Consider the following 20,865-nt stretch of genomic DNA (forward strand, 5'->3'; position numbering starts at 1 on the left):
GTCCGCCTGGAAACTGAACGGGCCAGCCGCTGGCCCCTCGCATTCTCCTCGTCGGGATGAGTCCGCTCTGACACACTCGGGCTCGCCTCTGCGTGCCCGCTTCGATGGCTCGCTTTCGCAAGGAGCGTCATCGATGGCAGGACGGGTGGAACGGATTGCGCCGCTCCTATTCGGGTCGGGACTGTGTTCGCTCGTCTACCAGACGGTGTGGCTGCGCGAGTTCCGGCTCATCTTCGGAGCCTCCACGGCGGCCTCGGCCGCGGTGCTCGCCATCTTCATGGGCGGGCTCGGCCTGGGCGGTGCCCTGCTGGGGGCGCGCGCGGATCGCCATGAGCGCCCGCTGACGTTCTACGCGAACCTGGAGCTGCTCGTCGCCGCGACCGCGGCGGTCAGCCCGTTCCTCGTCATGCTCGCCCGCGCCGCGTATGTCGGCATGGGGGGCACGCCGAACCTGGGCATGGGACTGGGCACCGTCGTGCGGTTGGTGCTGTCCGCGCTGGTGCTCGCCGCGCCCACCGTGTTGATGGGGGGCACGCTGCCCGCCGCCGCGCGCGCGGTCGGCTCGGACGCGGATCCTCAGCGCCGACACCTCGCCATCCTGTACGGCGTCAACACGCTGGGCGCGGTGACGGGCGCGGCGCTCGCGACCTTCGCGCTGCTGGAGATCTTCGGCAATCGGACCACGCTCTGGCTCGCGTGTCTGGTCAACGCGCTCGTCGCGGTCATCGCGCGCTCGGTGAGTCGCACGCTCGGGCCCGCGGACGCGGCGACTCCGGCCCCCGCATCGACGACCGCCGTGGCGCCCCTGCCCTCCCGCGGCTTCGTCCTGGTGGCCGCGGCAGTGACTGGCTTCGCGTTCCTGCTGATGGAGCTGGTCTGGTACCGCATGTTGGGGCCGCTGCTCGGCGGCACGACGTTCACCTTCGGCCTCATCCTGGCGCTCGCCCTGCTGGGCATGGGGCTGGGCGGCGCGGCCTACGCCTGGGGCTTCCGCCATCGAAGCGCCACGCTGTCCGGCTTCGCGCTGACGTGCGCGGCCGAGGCGGCGCTCATCGCCCTCCCCTTCGCGCTGGGCGACAGGCTCGCGGTCATCGCCGCGCTGCTGCGGCCCCTGGGCGGCATGGGCTTTGGCGGCATGGTGTTGGGATGGACGCTCGTCACGGCCGTGGTGGTGCTGCCCGCGGCCTTCGTGGCGGGCGTGCAGTTTCCGCTCCTGCTCGCGCTCATGGGGCGCGGCGGGCACGAGGTCGGTCAGCAGGTGGGACGCGTCTACGCGTGGAACACCGCGGGCGCCATCGTCGGCTCACTGGGCGGCGGGTTCGGCATCCTGCCGCTGATCACCGCGCCGGTGACGTGGCAGCTCGTGGCCGGGATCCTCACGGCGCTCGGGCTGGGTTCATCGCTGCTCGCGTTCCGTACGGATCGCGCGCGCGGCGCACTCCTGATGCCCTTGGCCACGGGCGTCCTCACGGTGATGCTGCTGTCCGCGCAGGGCCCCACCGCGGCGTGGCGGCATGGGGGAGTGGGCGCGGGCCGCTCGGGACTGCATGAGCCGCACCTCAATGAAATCCAAGCGTGGCTCCGCTACAACGCGCGCGGCACCGTCTGGGAGCGCGAGGGCGTGGAGAGCAGCGTCGCGCTGGATGGCTCCAACGGCCTGAGCTTCATCATCAACGGCAAGGCCGACGGCAACAGCATTGGCGACGCGCCCACGCAGGTGATGAGCGGCTTGCTCGGGGCGCTGTTGCATCCGGATCCGCGCGCGGCGCTCGTCATTGGGCTGGGCACCGGGAGCACGGCGGGCTGGCTCGGCGCCGTGCCCAGCATCGAGCGCGTGGACGCGGTGGAGATCGAACCCGCCATCCTCGACGTCGCGCGCCAGTGCCACGACGTCAACCACGCGGTGATGGATGATCCGAAGGTGCACGTCTCCATCGCCGACGCGCGCGAGGTGCTGTTGACCTCACGTCAGCGCTACGACATCATCTTCTCCGAGCCCTCCAATCCCTACCGCGCCGGCATCTCCAGCCTCTTCACCCGCGACTTCTACCGGGTGGTGAAGGAGCGGCTCGCGGAGGGCGGCTACTTCCTCCAGTGGCTGCAGGCCTACGAGGTGGACGCGCTCACCGTGCAGAGTGTCTACGCCACGCTCAGCTCCGAGTTCGAGTCCGTGGAGACGTGGCAGCTCCACCACGGAGATCTGCTGCTCGTGGCCACACGCAAGCCCGTGACGCATGACGTGGCTCGATTGCGCGCGCGGCTCGCCGAGGAGCCCTATCTCACGGCCACGCGCTCCATCTGGCGCACGGACGAAGTCGAGGGCGTGCTCGCGCACTTCATCGCCTCGCCCGAGTTCACCCGCCACGTGGCGGAGGACAACGCCTCGCTCACCAACACGGACGACCTGTCGTCCATGGAGTTCGCGCTCGCACGGAGCCTGGGGCGGGAGACGGGGTTCTCGGCGGGCTCGCTCTGGGAGGCGTCACGAAGGCTCGGCACGGACCGCCCCGGGCTCGCGGGAGGCGAGGCGGACTGGGGCCGCGTGGAACAGCTCCGCCTGTGGAACGACGTGCCTGCGCCGGGCGGTGAGGCTGCCGAGGCCTCCGCACTGCGGCTTCGCGAGGCCTTCGTGCGCGCCGTGGAGACCCGAGACTTCGCGCGGGCTCGACAGCTGTGGATCCAGGGGGGGTGGGCTCCCCATGGCCCGCGCGAACAGGTCGCCGTGGCGCAGGCGCTGGCCGCATCCGGAGATGAGCAGGCGATGCCATTCATCGCCACCCTGCGCGCCACGCTTCCCGTCGAAGCGGACCTCCTCGAAGGGCTGCTGCGGATCCGCCAGCACCGTGCCGAAGATGCCGCCGCGCTGCTGGAGCGCGCCTTCACGGGGCTTCACGCCACGCCGTGGCCTCCGCGAGAGCTGACCTCGCTGTTGCTGGATGCAGTCCCGAGCATCGCCAGGCAGGACCGAGTCCTCGGACGACGGCTGTACGAGGTGCTCCGCAAGCCCTTCGCGGCGGCGTCCTTGTCGCAGGCCCGCGAGGACACGCGCCTCGCGCTGGCCCGCGTGGTGGACTGGCCGGGGCTCTGCGTCGATGCGCTCTCCGCGATGGAGCCGCATGTGCCGTGGGATGCGGAGACACTGGAGGGCCGACGCCAGTGCTACACCGCAGCGAGCCACCCGCTCGCCACGCGCGCGGCGCAGGAGCTGGAGGAGTTCGTGGCACAGGCTCCCATGCCGTTCCTCGGCGGTGAGTTCTCCCCGCCTGCCCCACCGGCACGTTCCGACGTGGCGGGCACGCCCGTGCGCTAGGACTCAGACCGAGCCCGGAGTGCCACTCAGCAGCGAGGCGGTCTCATCCAGCAAGGAGCGCATGCGCTCGGCGGCAGTGCCTTCTCGCACGAGCGTGACGCCCTGCCCCGCCCACAGCGCCAGGAAGCGCGCATCGCCCACGCGAGCGGCCGCACGACGCAGCGGAGTCGTGAGCCCGTGTTGATACGGAAAGGGCAACACCGCTTCGCTGCCTTCGAGCGCGGCGGAGAAGTCGTTGACAATGCCACGGGCCGGGCGACCCGAGAACGCCCGTGTGATTCGGGTGGCTCCCGCGGAGGCCGTGCGAAGCGCCGCACGATGTGTCGCGCTCGTCCCCGCCTCGGGGCACAGCATGAACGCGGTTCCTAGCTGCACGCCGCTCGCGCCGAGCCAGCGCGCCGCGACGATCCCGCGTCCATCCATGATGCCTCCGCTCGCGATGATCGGCAGTCGCACCGCATCGACGAGTTGTGGGACAAGCGCCATCGTGCCGATCACCCCACCCTCGAAAGGTCCTGAGAACGTGCCTCGGTGACCGCCGGCCTCGGCGCCCTGGGCCACGATGAGATCCACGCCCGCGGCCTCCAACAAGCGCCCCTCCTCCACGTTCGTCGCGGTGCCCGCCAGCAAGACACCGCGAGCGCGAAAGGACTCCAGCACCCGCGCGGACGGAATGCCGAACGTGAAGCTGAAGACCGTGGGCGCGCATGCGAGCACGGCCTCGGCTTGAGCTTCGAAGTCCGGCAACGGCGAGGCCGTTGGCGCAACAGGTGGAGGCAGCCCGAGCTGCGCGTGGTACCGCGCCAGCTGCTCCAGCATGGGCGCCGCATTCGAGGGCGGCGGCGGCGCGGCCACGGGCGCGAACAAGTTGATGGCGAAGGGTCGCGAGGTCAGCGCTCGCAAGGCGCGCGCCTGCTGAACAATCTCATCGGGCGATTGATACGCCACGGCGAGCGAGCCCAGCCCCCCCGCGTTCGAGACCGCCGCCGCCAATTCGGGAGTGCCCGGGCCTCCCGACATGGGCGCCAGGAGGAGTGATTGCTCCACGCCGAGCCGTACCGCGAGCCGATGCCAGCCGCTTGCATCCGTCACGTTCCCTCTCCTCGGTCCGGACGCGCCGTGCCACTCGGCAGTCCGAGCACACGTGACACTAGCCAGCACCACCCCGCCGCGCCGTGGGCTCGCACGCCTTGCGTCAACCCGACGATTCCGCCCGAGAAGTCGGCCTCATCCCCCGTAGGGAGACGACCCTGGCTCCAGGAACAGCAGGCCCGCGGGGACGCGGGGCTCCACCGAGAGCGTTCGCGGAGGCAGCGTGTCCTGCGCCTCCATCACCGCGCGCACTTCCCACAGCGGTGGAGGATTGAGCGCGAAGCCCGCTTGGAACGTACCGGACTCCACCCCTTGCACGAGCGACTCCAGCCCCTGCACCGGGAACACCTGTGGATGCCCCGCGGCCTCCGGATCACGAATCCCGAGCACCGTGCGGAGCACCAGCGCGTTGAGCAGCGCCAGGTCCAGACTGCGCAGCGTGGGACTGCGCGGCGCGCCCTTCAGATGCGCCAGGTCCAGCCCCTGTCTGAATCGCAAGATGTGCCCGCGCCCGCCGGGCAGCACCAACACCACCGCGTGCTGTCCTCGGACGAGCGTGGCCAATCGCTCTCGCGCGGAGTTGAGCCCTTGCGCGGTGGTCAACGACTCCTCCAGTTCGGTCACGCGCGCGTACGCGGACACCAGCTTGAGGAACGTGTCTTCATCGAACGTGGACAGTCCCTTCAGCGCGCGATGAACGGGGCGCAGCTCCAGCCCTGGCTCCGACAGCGACACCACGGCCGCCAGCGAGAGGCCTTGCTCATTGAGCGCGGCCAAGGGCCTCAGCGGCGCACCGTCCAACACATCCTGCAAGCGCTTGGATACCGGCGAGGGCTCGATGCGCCGCAGCGTCACCGGCGCGCCGTCGTACTGGCCCTGCCAGACGATGATGCCGCGCTCGGCGGCCTCGGCGAGCAAGTCGCGCAGCACGCCGTGGTCATCCGCCACCAGCGTGAGCGCCGGCTCGACCTCCCAGGCGCGCGGACGATACGGCTCGTACTCCAGGGGCATGGCCGCGTCGGGCTTCAGCCCTCCGAGCAGGTAGCGCACGGGTGGCCCGCCCAGCTTGCCGGCCAGCCCATGCAGCTCCACCACGTAGAGCGAGGGGCGCGAATCGCGCAGCACCGCGCCGGAGTCGCGCAGGCGCTTCAGCTCGCTCGTGGGGTTGGCGGCGTCCACCAGCGGCCTGACGCGCGTGGGGACTGGCGCCGCGTTGTCCCGGGGCACCCCGCCTCCGGATTCGAGGGAGTGCTCCAGCGGGGCGACGAGGGCCGTGAAGGGCAGGACGCGTGCCATGTCAGCGGGAAGAGTGATACCGCCCCACCGCTCGCGCCACGGCGCCCGCCCGGCCGCTTCGTGGCCCGTCTACCACCAGACGCTGGTGTAGCGCCGCTCCTTGCTGGAGGAATGCCCACCGCGCCCAAGCGACGAGTGGTCCACGCTCTCCTCCCACAACAGGCTCACCGTGGTGATGGCCCCCGCGGAACCGAGGAACGACAGGACATACGGCGTGGACTGATCGAACCCACCCAGCACCAGTCCGGAGATGAGCAGCACCGCGGCGCCCACGCCCGCTCCGAACATGTCGGCGCGCAATATCTGCGATGGCGTCGGGTCATAACGCATGGTCGCCAACGCCAGCGCGCCAGCACCGATGCCCGGGGCAATCAGCAAGGTGTCCTTCCACGTCTTGCCGGACACCCGCGTGCCAGAGAAGTTGATGATGGCCAACAGCAGCGCGCTGTACGCCAGGCCCCAGCCCGCACCGGACGCCACGAGCAGGCCGTCATCCAGCGGCATCTGCCCGCCGCCGAGTCCCGCGGTGAGCCACGCCCCCAGCTCTGCGCCGATGAACGACGACCACGTCAGGACTCCCGCGTCCTGCGTCACCAGGTCCATGAAGCCCGCGGCGAACATGGCGCCCACGAACGAATTGGCGATGCCGAAGTCCGCCATCGGCTTGTCCACCCAGTGGTTGAACTGCCACCAGGCTGACGCACCAAAGCCCAGGCCGGCGCCGATCAACGTGCCCGCCAACATCGCCTCGCGCGAGCTGCGATCGAAGTTGAAGTCCTTCGCGAACGCCTGCGTGAAGAACCCGCCCAGCGCCCCCATGGTCGTGTGGTGCAGGACAAACGTCATGCTGCCCGGGCCGGAGAGGAACGGGCCCTGACGCGGACGGCCATCCAGCATCATCCCCGAGTCCTCGGGCGGAGACACATCGGCCGCGCTCAGCGTCGACGGCGCGCGAGTGTCCGGCTGCGTCAGCGACCCTGACGGCGCGCGAGTGTCCGGCTGCGTCAGCGACCCTGACTGCGGGCGCCCCGAGTCCGGCTCGGCCGCGCGGGTGGGCGCATCGGGCGTCGTCGGCGCGGGCTCCGAGGGCTGCGCGAAGCCGGAACGAGGCTCCGTGGCCGAGTCTGGCGCGGGCGCACCCACCTCGGGCTGCGGCGCGGCGGCATCACCCGGCAGAGGCTGGGTGCGCGGGTCCGACTCGGGCGACTGCGCGGTCGACTGCGGGGCCGCGTACACCGGCGGTGACGCGGGCGACACGGGTGGGTACGGCGACTGTCCACGGGCGAGCCCCGGCAGGGTCAGCGCCACCATGAGGACGGCGGTGGGGAGGCTCCAGGTTCTCAGAAGTGACACGCGATGGACTCCTTGGGTCCGACCGCGGCCGAGAAGACCACAACCCAGCAATGTCCGCTGGTTTTCTGTGCATGTCGCGAAGGACGCGGTTCGCCGGGGCCCGACGGGCGGCGTCACGCCCATCCGCCCGAGATGCCTGTCCGCGAGCCAACGGACCTGACACGTTGTTCAACTCGGCGCGACTTCTTCCGCAACGCGGTTGGCTCGCCGGCATCTTCGGGCGCAATGCCCTCTGGCTTCTCATGGTCCGAACTGGGTGTGGACTCCGCTCGCATTCACGTCATCAAGGAAGCGGAGCTGCCCTCCGGCCGCCGAGAGTTCGTCTTGTACTGGTGCATGGTGAACCACCGCGCGGAGGAGAACCACGCGCTCGATGCGGCGCTCGCGCTGGGCAATCACCTGGGCCTGCCCGTGGTCGTCTATCTCGCGCTGCGACCGGACTACCCCCATGCCTCGGAGCGGCTGCATGCCTGGGCCCTGGAGGGAATGAGCGACGTCGCGGCCGGCTGCGCGTCGCGTGGCGTGCCCTGCTGGACAGAGCTGCCGCGCACGACCGATGCGCACGTCGCTCGGCTGGCGGAGCTGGGGCGGCGCGCGGCCATCATCGTGTCGGATCTCTTCCCCACCTTCATCATCCCCGGGCACCTGCACGGCGCCGCGCGCGCGGTGCAGGTGCCAATCATCGCGGTGGATGCGTCATGCGTGGTGCCCATGCAGCGCGTGGCCACGCTCCAGGCGGGCGCGTACACCCTGCGCCCCAAGCTCCAGAAGCTCTGGCCTGAGTACCTGGGCCGCATCCTCCCCGCGCGCAAGCCCAAGGTCTCCGGGCATCGCCTGCATCCCGAGTTCGAGCCAGACGATGCGCGCGAGGCGCGAGAAGCCCTGGGCACGTTCGACATCGACCACGACGTGAAGCCGCTCGCCGAGCGCGGCGGACGCAAGGCGGGACTCGATGCGCTGCGCACGTTCCTCCAGTCCCGCTTGGAGGGCTACGACACGCAACGCAATGATCCGGGCCACTCCCACCAGTCCAACCTCTCGCCCTTCTTCCACTGGGGCAACCTGTTCGCGGGCGAGGCCGCGCGGGCCGCCATCCGAGCGCGCGGCACGGATCATCCCGCGGTGCGCAGCTTCCTGGAGGAGCTGCTCGTGCGTCGGGAGCTGGGCTTCAACTACTGCCTGCACACGCCCGTGAAACGGCAGCTCTCCGTGGAGTCCCTGCCCGCCTGGGCGCGCGACACGCTCACCGTGCACCAGCAGGATCGCCGCGAGCACCTCTACACCCGGGAGGACCTGGATGCGGCGCGCACCGCGGACGGCCTGTGGAACGCGGCCCAACGTGAGCTGCGCGAGCGCGGACGCATCCACAACTACCTGCGCATGCTCTGGGGCAAGAAGATCCTCGAGTGGAGCCCCACTCCGCAGCAGGCGCTGGAGCACATCGCCTGGCTGAACGACAAGTACGCGGTGGACGGGAGAGATCCCGCGAGCGTGGCCAACTTCATGTGGGTGCTCGGGCTCCATGATCGCCCCTTCCAGGAGCGCAAGGTGCTGGGCAAGGTGCGGCCCATGAGCTCGCTGCGCACGGCGGACAAGTACGACCTGGGGCCCTATCTGGCGCGATGGGCGCGCCCGGAGGATGCGCCCGTGAAAATCAAGCGCGTCCGCAGGATGGCAGCGGACTGAGCTGGGCTGTTGACTTCCGCCCCTCCACCAGCGAGACGGCGGATCCCTTCCCGCGCGAAGGCGCAGTCATGCGCGGGGCAAGCCATCCGGAATCAGGAGCCATGCCATGGGCACGATGAAGTTCGAGGTCCCCCACACCCTCCCGAAGGACGAGGTTCGCAAGCGCGTCGAGCAGCTGCTCCAGTACTGGGGCACCAAGTACGGCGTGAAGGCGGACTGGCAGGGCGAAGGGGCCAAGCTGGCCGGCAAGGTGATGGGCATCCAGCTGGACGCCAGCTTCGTCATCACCGACAACGCCGTGCAGGGCGAGGGCACGGACCCGGGCATGCTGCTGCGCAGCAAGGCCAAGTCGTACCTGCAGGAGAAGTTCGCCTCCGTGCTGGATCCGAAGCAGTCGTTGGATCAGGTGAAGCGCACGCTGGGCTGACGCTTCAGTTCGGCGGCTGTTCCTCCAGCGCGGCCAGCGCATAGCGGGCCGCGCGGGAGATGGCGTCCGCCGAGTCAGGCATCTCCGGGTAGTGCCCGGCCAGCGGGCGCTGCGGATACTTCAGCTGGGCAATCGCGTTGCGGTAGCTGCGCCGCGAGCCCTCGAAGTCCTTCGTGCGCTCCTGCACCTGCGCGAGCAGGTAATGGCCAATCGCCAGCGTGGGCTCCAGGAAGAGCGCCTTGCTCAGCTCCGAGCGCGCCTCCCCGAGGTTCCCCGCCTGCATCGCCGCCACGCCGCCGAAGACGCGTGCCTCCACGCAGAGCGGCTCGCGCTGGAGCGCCTGACCGAAGGCCTCGCGCGCCTCGGGGATGCGCCCGGTGAGCGAGAACAGGTTGCCCAAGGTCAACAGCGCATCCAGGTCGCTGGGCTCATCCACCAGGAGGCGCTGCACGCCCGCGATGGCCGCCGCGAAGTCTCCCTGCGCCATCTTCCGCACCGCGACGGCGAGCCGCTCCGCGGGAGGCATCAAGCTCGGCCAGGCCGGCACCTCGCTCGACGGCCGCTGAACACCCTCGGGCTTCGCGGCGCCGATGGCCGGGAACTCGCCACTGACGCGGACAGGGACTGGATCCGCGCCCGCGGAACGTGGCCGAGACGTGTCGACGCCCACCGCGGGCAACCCCGAAGCGGACTTCGGAGAGTTCCCCACCGTGGGGATCTCCGACGTCGTGCGCGGGCGGTCCCAGCTCGCGCGGGCACTGCGGACATCCGCGCGAATCTTCGCCGCGGCCGCGGCGTTGGCTTGAAGCCGCTCGCGCAGCTCGGCCGCGAAGGACTCGGGGCTGGGGGCCCGGCGAGCACCCGGCTCATCAGGACGGCCGTACGCCGCGGTCGTCAACGGAGGCGGACGCGGGCGATCCTGCAGCGGGCGTCGGTAGACGAACGAGCCCTCGACCTCGATCATGTCGAAGCGGTCGTAGACCTTGAACAGGCTCTCCGAGTACCCGAGGAAGAGCAGTCCACCGGGTCGCAGCGCGCTGAGGAAGCGGTCCATCAGCGCGCGGATGGTGGGCAGGTCGAAGTAGATGATGACGTTGCGGCAGAGGATGAGGTCCAACGAGCCGGGCGCCACCTTGTCGAACACGGGCACGGCCAGGTTCTGACCATCGAAGCGGATGTACTCACGCAGGGTGGCCAGGGCCTCGACACCGTCATCCACGGGACGGAAGAAGCGCTGGAGGCGCTCGGCGCTGATGCTGATGGCGCGGCGCTGCGAGAAGCGGCCCTGTTGCGCGGCCTCGACCGCCGCGAGGTTCAGGTCGGTGGCCCACAGGTCCACCTCCACCGCCAGCGCGCCCAGCTCCGCCAGCACCATCGCCACGCTGTAGGGCTCCTCACCCGTGGCGCAGCCCGCGGACCAGACAGACACCCGGCGCATCTCTCGGCGCGCCCGGGCCAGCAGCTCCGGCAGCACGCTCTTCTCCAGCGCGCGGAACTGCTTGGCGTCGCGGAAGAACTCGGTGTGCCCCACCGTCACCAGCGGCAACAGCGCGCGCAGCTCCTCTTCGCCGTGCGTCCCCGTGAGCAGCCGGATGTACTTGTCCGGATCCTCCAGCCCCACCACGGGCATGCGCGTGGACATCGCCAACCGGAGGCTGTGGAAGCCATCCAAGGTGATCTTCAGGCCGGCCCGCTCCAAGAGGAGCGCAGCAAGCTGCTGGAGCACCTTGTTGCTGAAGGTCAGCACGCATCCACCCACTGCACCAGCGTCGGTCCAATTCGGTCGAGCGGAAGCACCTCCTCCGCCGCCCCGAGCTGCACAGCCTCTCGGGGCATGCCATACACGACACAGGTGGACTCGTCTTGGGCAATGGTACGCCCGCCGCGCTCGCGAATCTCCTTGAGGCCCCGGGCGCCGTCGCGCCCCATGCCGGTCATGATGACGCCAATACACCGAGGCCCGAAGGCCTCGGCGGCGGAGGTGAGCAACATGTCGCACGACGGACGGAAACCCCGCAGCGGCGGCCCGGCGTCCAGCTCCAGCCGTCCGTCCGGACGCACCAGCAGGTGCCCACCCGAGGGCGCGATGTAGACCGTCCCCGGCTCCATCATCGCCTCATGCGTGGCCTCTCGGACCCGCAGTGCCGTCTCCGAGGCCAACCAGTGCGCCAGCCCCTCCGTGAAGCCTTCGCTGATGTGCTGGCAGTAGGCGATGGGCGCGGGGAAGCCGCGCGGAATCATCCGCAGCACCTGCGCCACCGCCTTGGGCCCCCCCAGCGACGCGGCGAGCGCGACCACCGGAAACGGCGCGGAGGGTCCCTCCACCACGCCCGAGGCGCGGCGCACGGACAGCCCATGCGTGGCGCGAGGCACCTTCACCTGCGCCAGCATGACGAGCTTGCGCCCCACCGAGCCCCAGAACTCCACCGCGGGCTGGACCGGGCGCTCCACCACGTCGAGGGCCCCCAGGGCCAGGGCCTGGAACGCGTCCTGCCCCGAGAGCGCCCCGGGATGCAGCGCGAGGATGGGCACGGGGCGCTCGGCCATGATGCGCTCGATGGCGCCCAGCGCGTCCCGCACGCTCAGGTCCACCACCACCACGTCCGGGAAGTGGCGCTGCACGGCGGCCGCGGCCGCCCCGAAGTCGCTCTCCGGGGGGCCTACCTGGACGAGTGACTCGCTGTCGAAGAGGCCGCGCGCCAACGGGCGCACTCCCCTGCCGACCATGAGCACCCGATACGCCAGCCCTGTTGCCGCCGTGCCGCCCGCCAAACGTCGCTCCTCAAGTCAGTCTGTCGATGGACTGCGCGAGGCTCTCCACGCCCAGCTCGCCCTTGACCAGGTACGCATCCGCGCCCGCGTCCAGTCCTCGACGCTTGTCCTCGGGCGAGGCGAGCGACGAGAGGATGATGACCGGAATCCGGGCCACGGAAGGCGTGGACTTCAGGCGCCGTGTCAACGAGAAGCCATCCAGCTTGGGCATCTGCACGTCGGTGAGGATGAGGTCGTACGAGTTGGTCTGGACCTTCGCGTAGGCCTCCTCGCCGTCCTGGGCCTCTTCCACGACGTGGCCCAGCGCCTTCACGAGCGCGCCCTCGGTGGCGCGAGCGATGGGCGAGTCATCCACCAAGAGCACGCGCAGCCGCCGCGTCGTGGGGGCCTGGGTGACGGGCCGCGCCATGCGGCGCACCTCCGTCATGATGTCCGGCACGTGCAGCAGCACGGCGATGCGCCCATCCTCCAGCGCCGCCGTGCCCGCGATGAACGGCGCGCCCTTGAGGAACTCGCCGCCGCAGGGCTTCACCGCCACCTCGCGCTCATCCACGAAGCCGTCCACCACCAGGGCCGCGTGGTCCTCGCCGTGGCGGACCACCACGGCCGGAGGACGGTCGAACCGGTTGCCACCATTGAGACCCAGCAGCGGCCCCAGCGCGACGAGCGCCGTGGGCTTGCCGCGATGACGAACCGCCAGCGTTCCGAAGACCTCCAGCCGGTCCTCGGGCTTCACGCGCATCACGGCTTCCACGTCCGCGGCGGGCATGCCGTAGACGTCGTCGCCCAGGCGCACGAGCAGCACCTTCATCAACGCCAGCGACTGAGGCAGCCGCAGGGTGACGGACGTGCCGCGCCCCTGACGGCTGGAGACCGCCACGGATCCACCGAGCGTCTCCACCTTGCGCTTCACCACGTCCATGCCCACGCCGCGGCCGGACAGCTCGCTGACCTGCTCCCGCGTGGAGAAGCCTGGACGGAAGATGAGTTCGACGGCCTCGCGCTCGGACATGGCGGCGGCCTGTACGGCGGAGATCAGCTTCTTGCCCACCGCCACCTGCTTCAGGCGCTCCGGGTCGATGCCGCGCCCGTCGTCCTCCACCTCGATGTGGAGCATGTCGCCATCCACGCGCACGCGGATGCGCACGCGCCCCGTGGCGGGCTTGCCGAGCTGCTGGCGGAAGTCCGGGGACTCCAAACCGTGGTCCACGGCGTTGCGCAGCAGATGGACCAGCGCATCGCGGACATCGGCGAGCATGGAACGATCCACGCCGATGTCCGCGTTCTCGATGACGAGGTCGACCTCCTTGTTCTGCGTCTTCGCGATGTCGCGCACGGCGCGAGGGAACGCATCGAAGACGGTGGAGAGCGGCACGAGCCGCGCCTCGGCGACATGGTCCGCCAGCTGGGCCAGGTTGCCGTGCAGCGTGTTGATGCCGTCACCGTTGCGGCGCACGAAGCGGAACGCATCGTCGCGCAGCATGTGGAGGTCGGCCTCCACGCGCTCCAGCTCGGTGCGCACCTCGTTCGGGATCTCCACGCGGTCAGCCAGGCGCAGGAAGCGATCTCCCAGCCGGCTGAAGCGCTCGAACAGCCCCGCCGTCTCCGAGCTGCGCAGTCGGCCGCGCGCGCTCTCCACGAGCAGGTCACCGGCGAGCAACCCCAACGAGTCCAGCACCTCCACGTTGACCCGGATGGAGCGGTCCGCGATGGACGCCTTGGCCGCGCTCGGCGCGTCCTCCTCGGCGCGCGGCGCGATGGCCTCCGCGGACCGAGGCGCCAAGGCAGTCGTCGCCGCGGGCGGCGCGACCACGGGCGCCTGCACCGGCACCGGAACGGCCACCCGGGCGGGCGGCGGCGCGACGGGCGGCGGCGCGGCCGGCTTCGGCTTGGCTCCGCCAATGGCGGGCGGCGACATCCCCGACACCGCGGAGAGGGCGCGGACCATCTCCTCGCTGGCCGCGTTGCCGGTGTTGCCAGCGTCGAGGTCCTCCAGAAGATCCGACACGACGTCGCATGCGCGCAGCATGACGTCCGTGGCGATCTCCGTGGCCGTCTTGCCCTCGCGCTCGGCGCGCAAGACGTCCTCGGCGGCGTGCGCCAGCTGCCCGATGGCGGCGAGCCCCAACATGCGGGCCTCGCCCTTCATCGTGTGCAACTCGCGCGCGACGTCCTCCGCGGCCTGATCCGCGGTTTCCTTCTCCAGGTCGATCACCCCCAGCTGAATCTTCTGGAGACGGTCGGTGGTGACCTCCTGGAACTTCTTCAGGAGTGATTTCTTGAGGGCCTCGGTGTCCATGGCCGGCAGGCGTTGGGGCTCGCTCAGCAAGCCCCGCAGCCCTCATCTCCCCTCGGGAAGTTCTAGTCGGCCTTGAAACGCTTGATGAGCTCGGCGAGCCGTCCCGCCAGTTGCGTGAGCTCGGCGGCGGCCCCGGTGGCCTGCTTCGACGCCTGCGTCGTCTGGCGCGTCACATCCTCGATCTCCGCCATGGACGCCACCACCTGCTCGGTGGCCGTGCGCTGCTGCTGCGTGGCCAGGTTGATGACGCGGGCCGCGTCGCTCGTCTCCTGGACACCGGAGAGGATGCCCTCCACCGCCTGGGCCGCGACCGCGCCCAGCTTCTCGCCGGACTCGGTGGCGGACTTGGACGCATCCGCCGCGCCGGCCGCGGCGGCCGTGGCCTCGCGGATCTCGGTGATGAGGTTCTTGATCTCCTTGGTGGAGTCCAGGACGTTCTCCGCCAGGCGGCGCATCTCGGCCGCGACGATGGAGAAGCCCTTGCCCGCCTCGCCCGCGCGGCTGCCCTCGAGCGCGGCGTTGAGCGCCAGCAGGTCGGAGCGGTCGGCGATCTCGTCGATGACCTCCACCACCGTGCCGATGCGCTCCACGCGCTTGGACAGCTTGGCGATGGAGTCCGCCACCGCCACGCCGTCGCTGCGGATCTGCTGCATGGCCTGGATGAACTCGCCGATGGCGCCGCGACCCGCGCGGGCCGCACCGAGCGTCTCCTCGGCGACGCGCGCCACGCTGCCCGCGTTCTCCGCGATCTGCGCGGACGCGTGCTTCAGCTCCTCCATGGTCGCGGTCGTCTCATGGATGGCCGCGGCCTGCTCCGTGGAGGACGTCTCGTGCTGCGTGGACGCCGCCAGCACCTGGTTCGCGGAGGACGAGAGCCGCAGCGCCGCCTCGTTGATCTCCCGGACGAAGGTGCGCAGCGTCTCGATGACCTTGCCGAAGCCCTCGAGCAAGGGCCCAAGCTGGGGGTCTTCGGTGGTGGTGTTCCAGCGGGAGAGGTCACCCTCGCGCACCAGCGCGATGAGCGAGTCGAGCGCCTGATCAATTTCCTGCGCCGCCACCTGCTTGCGGTGCTCGGCGGCCGCGAACTGCTCGAGCACCTGGTTGAGCAGGTGTCCCAGCTCGGCGGCGTCGCCGGACAGGATGTCTCGCGGCACGCGCGTCTGAAGGTTGCCGGCGAGCACCGACAGCAGCGCGTCCGTCACGGGCTTGTATGGAGAGACAGCAGGGGCGGCGGAAGTGCCGGTCTTGCTGGCCGCGGGCTTCTTGCCAGCGCGGGGCTTACCCGCGGGCTTCTCGTTCGGGGTCTCCAGTGACATTGCGCTCAGTGCCTTCCTTGAGTCTTCGCGGTTTCGACCAAATCGATGAGGAGCACGGGGCGCGGCGCCTGCTCATCCAGGCACACGCCCACGGCATACGGAGCCGCCGCGACCGCAGCGGGCATTCGCCGCAGGGCGGCGACGGGAATCGAGCGGACCCCGTTCACGGCGTCCACCTTGAGGTGGCCCTCGCCCTCGGGCGTGTCGAACACGAGGGCGCGCAGGCCCCGGTGCGGCAGCCCCAGCTCGGGCAGGGTGATGTCTTCGGGCAGAGAACGATCGATGCGCAGCACCTGGGACGCGTCGGTGCCGTAGAGCGACTCGCCGATGAGGAAGAAGAGGATGTCCACATCCTCGGTCCCCCGCTCTGGCGCCAGCACGTCGTTCATCGCGCCACCGCCCGCTGTCTGGCGGTCTGCAAAAGCTTGGTGAAGTTCAGGAGGTTGATGGCCTCCTGGGTGCCCGAGGCCTGTACCACGCCCAGCAGGTGCTCGGCGGCGGCGTCTCCTCCGAGCGGCGGCGGGAGGATCTCCGACACCGGAATGCGCCGCAGGCCCAGCACCGTGTCGGCCACCACACCGGCCACGAAGCTGCCGCTGACGCCGACGAACAGGCGCGTGCGCGGCCCGATGCGAGCCTCGCCCTTGCTGAGGAAACGCAGCAGGTCCACCACGGGGAGCACCACGCCGCGGTGCCCGGTGACGCCCATGACGAAGGACGGGGTGCGCGGCAGAGGGGTGAGCAACCCGGCGCGCAGCACCTCCAGCACGTTCTCGCTGGGGACACCGAGCCGCAGGTCACCCACGCGGAAGCAGAAGAACTCCTGCTCCGGGCGGGCCTGGGTGGCCACAGCCCGTTCCGGAGCCATCCGGAGTGCACGCTGGAGAGGGGTGGGAGTCGAGATCAAGGCAGCAAAGTATCCGGATGCGACGAAAACCGGTCAAGGGCGCATCCACGTCTGCCCGCCTGGTCGCCGTTTCGATGGTTCGCGCTCCATCAAAGGTGTAGGGTTGTGGCGGCATTCCATTGAGGAGGACGATGTCGCGCGTACTGGTCATTGATGACAGCCCGATGCTGGTGGAACTCACCGTCCGGGCCCTGACCGCCGCCGGCTATCAAGCGGTAGGCGCCCAGGACCTGGCCACGCTCGACCAGAAGCTCGCCGAGGGCCCGTTCTCGCTCATCATCATGGACGTCAACATGCCGGAGATGTTCGGCGACGACGTCGTCGAGTACCTGCGCCGGCACAAGAAGGTCACCGCGACCCTCGTGCTGTACTCGGACATCCCCGAGGCCGAGCTGGCCGCCAAGACGAAGGCCTCCGGCGCGGACGGCTACATCCTCAAGAGCGGCGGCCTGGAGGCAGTGCTCGGCGGGGTGATGCAGCTCATCGGGGCCCCCGCGCTGGGCGTTCCGGCGGCGGTGCCTGCCTCGATGGCCTCCCCCACGACGCCCTCGGCCCCCTCCCCCACCCCGGCGGCGGCTCCGGCCGCGCCCAAGACGGTGGCAGGCGGGGCGCGCAAGCCGCGCATCCTCATCGTGGATGACAGCGAGATGACCGCGCGGATCATCGAGGCCGACCTGGTGACCAAGGGCTTCGAGGTCCACGTCGCGGACACCGCCGACAAGGCCACGAAGATCATCCTGAAGAAGCAGACGCGCCCGGACCTGGTCCTCCTGGACGTGCGCATGCCCAACGTGAACGGCGAGCAGTTCTGCCGCTTCATCAAGAGCAACAGCCTCTTCAAGGGCATCAAGGTGCTGCTGTGCTCCGGCGAGAACGTCGAGGAGCTGCAGCGCATCTGCCGCGAGGCGGGCGCCGACGGCTACATCCCCAAGGACGCGGTGATGAGCAACCTGGTCGCCAAGGAGCTGATGCCCGCGGGCGGCGAGTAGCCGGAACCGGCTCACCGCCGCCCGGTGGCGTCACTGCTTCGCTGGGGGCGCGGCGGTCTCCGGGGGACACGACAGATCGTCCCCGAGCCGCTTGAGTCCGTCCTGCACCTCGGTGGACTGCGCTGCCTCGGGGCGCGCGGCGACGGCCCGGCGGAACGCGGCCAGCTTCACGCAGGGCTGATCCACCTTCACGTAGGCCGTGATGAGCTGGTTGAGGACCTGCGCGGCCGCGGGCTGGAGCAGGAACGCCTCCTGGAAGTCCTCCGCGGCGGGACCGTTCTCGCCTCGCGCCGAGTGGGACATGCCGCGCCACACGCGGTAGTTCGCGTTCTTCGGCTGGGCATCCACCAGCGCGGTCGCGTCGCGCAGCGCCAGCTCGTGCTCTTCCAGCTGGGAATGCGCCGTGTACGAAAGCTGACGCAACGCCACGTGCTCACCGCACTGGGCGAAGAACGCGTCGGCCACGCGGCCCGTCTGCGGCAGGTTCTTCAGCGAGAAGATGAGCTGGGCGTAGGCGAGTGCCTTGGCCTTGTCGCACGGCGCCTGGGCCAGCTCCTCGCGCAGGCGGCGCACCATGGGCGCCTTCGCGCCGTAGTCGAAGGCGGGCTCGTCGGGCGTCTTCTCACAGCCCACCGCGAGGAGGCCCGAGGTCAAGCCGAGGGTCAACAGCCCTCGGCCACGCATCATGGAAGAGGCAGTCACGCCTCGGCTTCTAACGTGCGGCTCGACGCGAGGGCAATCTCCCCGCCGCGTTGTCGCGCTCCTCGAGACCGCGCGCGAAGTTGCCGATGACGAGCCCCGGCCGAGCAGCCTTCAGCCGCTGGAGCAGCTCGCGGATGCCCACCGGCTCACCGCCCGGTCCCTTGTCCCGCGCGACCTCCAGATACTGGAGCGGATCGATGCACAGCGAGCGCGTCTGGACCTGATCCACCTTGTACTTCTTCACCAGCCGCTCCAGCGCCTTCACCTCGCCCTCGCGGTCGGTGACGCCGGGGAAGAGCAACAGGTTCAGCGCCAGGTAGGCCCCTCGCTGACGCGCGAGGGCGATGGAGGCCTCCACGTCCTCCCAGCCGTACTTCACCGGCTTGTAGTAGGCCTCGTAGAGCTCCTTCGACGCCGAGTTGAGCGACACGCGCACGGCATCGAGGCCCGCGTCCAACAGCGCCTCCAAGCCGTGGGTGAGGCTGGCGTTGGTGTTGATGTTGATGGAGCCCTTGTCGGTGCGCTCGCGCATGTAGCGAATGGCCTCCGCGATGAACTTCCAGCGCGTCAGCGGCTCGCCCTCGCAGCCCTGCCCGAAGCTCACCATGGTCCGGCCCGGCGCGCGCTCCAGGTGGTACAGGCCAATCTGGCCCATCTCCTCCGCGGTGGGCCCGTCATCCATGCGCTCGTGCGACGCGGGCGGACCATCCGCGGGCTGATCCGAGATGCAGCCCACGCAGCGCGCGTTGCACATCACCGACGCGGGGATGGCGCCCTCGTCCCGCGCGTAGAAGATGTTCTGGGACGTGAAGCACCGGTACAGCAGCGCGCACGTCTTGAGCTGCTTGAGCACGCGATTGCCCGGGAAGCGCTCCAGGTGCTCCGTCACCAGCTCCTTCATGTCCGGCGTGGAGTAGCGCGCGGGATCCCAATGCGAGCGGCGATCCGTGTGGATGGCCCACGCCACCGGCCCGTCATCGCCCCACGCCGCCGCCGTATACGCCCACTGCGGCAGCACGGGCCCCTCCCCCTTCACCTCGCCCGGAAGGAACGTGCGCGTGTAGCCCGGTGGCAAGAGCGCGCCCACGGCGGAGGGCACGAAGGGCTTCCCTCCCACTTTCATCTCGCGCACCAGCTCCAGCTCGCCCGTCTCCGGATGGAGCCCGACTGGCAGCCGACCTGGCAGATGGACGAGCCGCCCATCGGACGGCAGAGGAATGGGCTTGTCCTGCGGAGGAACGAGCTCTTCGCCGCTGCGCAGCGTGGCCACGAGGTAGGGATGCTCCATCACCCGGCCCTTGGGGTCTGCGAAGAGGAGCTTGGGTTCGCGCGTCATGACTCGCTAACTACCATCGCGCCCGTTTCCCTTCGATGAAGGAATCTCCAGGTCAGGCGCAGCGCGTCCAACGCCTCGCGTCATGTGCGCCACGAATACGACACGTGATGAAGCATTGCGCACGAGGGCTGTGCACTCCTTGAAACCCAGGGGGCGCTGGTCTATGGGTCCGCGCACTTTCTTTCCCCTCTTCACCGGAGGCAGGTCGTGATCGTCGGAGTTCCCAAGGAGATCAAAACCCGTGAGTACCGCGTGGGCATGGTGCCAGCGGGCGTGCGCGCGCTCACGAGCGCGGGCCACACGGTGCTGGTCGAGACGAACGCGGGAGTGGGCTCGGGCATCCCCGATTCCGAGTACCAGCGCGTGGGTGCGAAGATCATCAACACCGCGGACGAGGTCTGGAAGAGCGCGGAGATGATCGTGAAGGTGAAGGAGCCCATCGCGCCCGAGTACGAGCGCATTCAGCCGGGCCAGATCATCTACACGTACTTCCACCTGGCGGGCGTGGATCCCGAGCTCACCAAGACGCTCGTCAAGAAGAAGGCCGCCGCGGTGGCCTACGAGACGCTGCAGCTCGATGACGGCAGCCTCCCGCTGCTCAAGCCCATGTCCGAGGTGGCCGGCAAGATGGCCATCCAGGTGGGCGCCGCGTGCCTGGAGAAGGCCCACGGTGGCAAGGGCATCCTGCTCGGCGGCGTGCCGGGCGTTCGCCGCGGTCGCGTGGCCGTCATCGGCGGCGGCGTGGTCGGACTCTGCGCCGCCAAGGTCGCGGTGGGCATGGGCGCCGAGGTCACCATCCTCGACGTGAACCTGGAGCGCCTCACCTACCTGGACGACGTGTTCCTCGGCCGCGCCCAGACGCTGGCCTCGGACTCCGAGTCCGTCGCGCGCTCCGTGCGCGAGGCCGACCTCGTCATCGGCGGCGTGCTCATCCCCGGTGGCAAGGCGCCCAAGCTCGTCTCCAAGGAGCTCATCGCGGAGATGGAGCCGGGCTCCGTCGTCGTCGACGTGGCCGTGGATCAGGGCGGCTGCATCGAGACCTGCAAGCCCACCACGCACGACAACCCCACCTTCATGGTGAGCGACGTCGTCCACTACTGCGTCGCCAACATGCCGGGCGCCGTTCCCCAGACGTCCACGTTCGCCCTGACCAACACCACGCGCCCCTACGCCCGGAAGATCGCGGACATGGGCCTGGTGGCGGCCGTCAAGGCGGACCCCGCCCTGGCCCGCGCCATGAACACCTACAACGGCCACGTCACCTACGAGGCGGTCGCCAAGGACCTGGGCTACGAGTACGTGACCATCGCGGACGCGTTCGCCGGCCGGAAGTAAGCCCGCCCGCTCGCCGGGCCAGTGAACGAGGGGAGGTGGAAGTCC

The 20,865-nt window shown here is 70.0% G+C and carries 16 protein-coding genes; 5 read left to right on the forward strand and 11 right to left on the reverse strand.

Translation table 11 applies throughout. The features are described from left to right. Positions 1 to 133: 133 nt before the first annotated feature. Positions 134 to 3,310: a fused MFS/spermidine synthase gene (locus tag JGU66_16635; GenBank protein ID MBJ6762398.1), complete on the forward strand. Its 3,177-nt coding sequence runs from the start codon at positions 134 to 136 to the stop codon at positions 3,308 to 3,310. Between the two features lie 3 nt (positions 3,311 to 3,313). On the opposite strand, the gene JGU66_16640 is transcribed toward JGU66_16635, so the two are convergent. The 3 genes from JGU66_16640 to JGU66_16650 all read right to left on the reverse strand — a co-directional run bounded on the left by JGU66_16640 (position 3,314) and on the right by JGU66_16650 (position 7,051). Then, complete coding sequence (locus JGU66_16640; protein ID MBJ6762399.1) at positions 3,314 to 4,330, reverse strand: nitronate monooxygenase; 1,017 nt, start codon at positions 4,328 to 4,330, stop codon at positions 3,314 to 3,316. A 207-nt stretch (positions 4,331 to 4,537) separates the two neighbouring features. Then, positions 4,538 to 5,698: a DUF1015 family protein gene (locus JGU66_16645; GenBank protein ID MBJ6762400.1), complete on the reverse strand. Its 1,161-nt coding sequence runs from the start codon at positions 5,696 to 5,698 to the stop codon at positions 4,538 to 4,540. 69 nt (positions 5,699 to 5,767) lie between these two features. Further along, positions 5,768 to 7,051, reverse strand: a complete 1,284-nt coding sequence (locus tag JGU66_16650; protein ID MBJ6762401.1) for a hypothetical protein — start codon at positions 7,049 to 7,051, stop codon at positions 5,768 to 5,770. Positions 7,052 to 7,276: 225 nt separating this feature from the next. Between JGU66_16650 and JGU66_16655 the strand changes: the two genes are divergently transcribed. Further along, on the forward strand, positions 7,277 to 8,737 hold the full coding sequence (locus tag JGU66_16655; GenBank protein ID MBJ6762402.1) for a deoxyribodipyrimidine photo-lyase: 1,461 nt from the start codon (positions 7,277 to 7,279) through the stop codon (positions 8,735 to 8,737). A 106-nt stretch (positions 8,738 to 8,843) separates the two neighbouring features. Beyond that, positions 8,844 to 9,164, forward strand: a complete 321-nt coding sequence (locus JGU66_16660; GenBank protein MBJ6762403.1) for a polyhydroxyalkanoic acid system family protein — start codon at positions 8,844 to 8,846, stop codon at positions 9,162 to 9,164. A 4-nt stretch (positions 9,165 to 9,168) separates the two neighbouring features. On the opposite strand, the gene JGU66_16665 is transcribed toward JGU66_16660, so the two are convergent. From JGU66_16665 to JGU66_16690, 6 genes are all read right to left on the reverse strand, one after another. Beyond that, entirely contained in the window at positions 9,169 to 10,911 is a 1,743-nt protein-coding gene (locus JGU66_16665; protein MBJ6762404.1) for a tetratricopeptide repeat protein, read from the reverse strand. Next, positions 10,905 to 11,909 carry a chemotaxis protein CheB gene (locus JGU66_16670; protein MBJ6762405.1) on the reverse strand — a complete coding sequence of 335 codons (1,005 nt, stop codon included), beginning with the start codon at positions 11,907 to 11,909 and terminating at the stop codon, positions 10,905 to 10,907. The genes JGU66_16665 and JGU66_16670 overlap by 7 nt, the downstream gene beginning before the upstream one ends. 37 nt (positions 11,910 to 11,946) lie before the next feature. Beyond that, positions 11,947 to 14,235 carry a response regulator gene (locus tag JGU66_16675; GenBank protein ID MBJ6762406.1) on the reverse strand — a complete coding sequence of 763 codons (2,289 nt, stop codon included), beginning with the start codon at positions 14,233 to 14,235 and terminating at the stop codon, positions 11,947 to 11,949. A gap of 62 nt (positions 14,236 to 14,297) precedes the next feature. Then, entirely contained in the window at positions 14,298 to 15,551 is a 1,254-nt protein-coding gene (locus JGU66_16680) for a methyl-accepting chemotaxis protein (GenBank protein MBJ6762407.1), read from the reverse strand. Positions 15,552 to 15,556: 5 nt separating this feature from the next. Continuing rightward, positions 15,557 to 15,940 carry a Frizzy aggregation protein FrzB gene (locus JGU66_16685; GenBank protein ID MBJ6762408.1) on the reverse strand — a complete coding sequence of 128 codons (384 nt, stop codon included), beginning with the start codon at positions 15,938 to 15,940 and terminating at the stop codon, positions 15,557 to 15,559. Further along, positions 15,937 to 16,419: a chemotaxis protein CheW gene (locus JGU66_16690; protein ID MBJ6762409.1), complete on the reverse strand. Its 483-nt coding sequence runs from the start codon at positions 16,417 to 16,419 to the stop codon at positions 15,937 to 15,939. Before JGU66_16690 ends, JGU66_16685 begins: the two co-directional genes overlap by 4 nt. Positions 16,420 to 16,589: 170 nt before the next feature. On the opposite strand from JGU66_16690, the gene JGU66_16695 reads away from it, so the two are divergent. Beyond that, a complete protein-coding gene (locus JGU66_16695; GenBank protein MBJ6762410.1) occupies positions 16,590 to 17,447 on the forward strand; it encodes a response regulator in 858 nt (285 codons plus the stop codon). 30 nt (positions 17,448 to 17,477) lie between these two features. Here JGU66_16695 and JGU66_16700 read toward each other — a convergent pair whose 3' ends face one another. After that, the gene (locus JGU66_16700) at positions 17,478 to 18,149 is read right to left on the reverse strand and encodes a hypothetical protein (GenBank protein ID MBJ6762411.1); all 672 of its coding nucleotides are present in this window, start codon (positions 18,147 to 18,149) and stop codon (positions 17,478 to 17,480) included. A 10-nt stretch (positions 18,150 to 18,159) separates the two neighbouring features. Further along, positions 18,160 to 19,485, reverse strand: a complete 1,326-nt coding sequence (locus JGU66_16705; protein ID MBJ6762412.1) for a radical SAM protein — start codon at positions 19,483 to 19,485, stop codon at positions 18,160 to 18,162. Between the two features lie 207 nt (positions 19,486 to 19,692). Between JGU66_16705 and ald the strand changes: the two genes are divergently transcribed. Continuing rightward, positions 19,693 to 20,820, forward strand: coding sequence for an alanine dehydrogenase (gene ald, locus JGU66_16710; protein ID MBJ6762413.1), 1,128 nt, complete (start codon positions 19,693 to 19,695; stop codon positions 20,818 to 20,820). Positions 20,821 to 20,865: the final 45 nt, after the last annotated feature.

The sequence above is a fragment of the Myxococcaceae bacterium JPH2 genome, from assembly GCA_016458225.1.
Lineage (GTDB): Bacteria > Myxococcota > Myxococcia > Myxococcales > Myxococcaceae > Citreicoccus.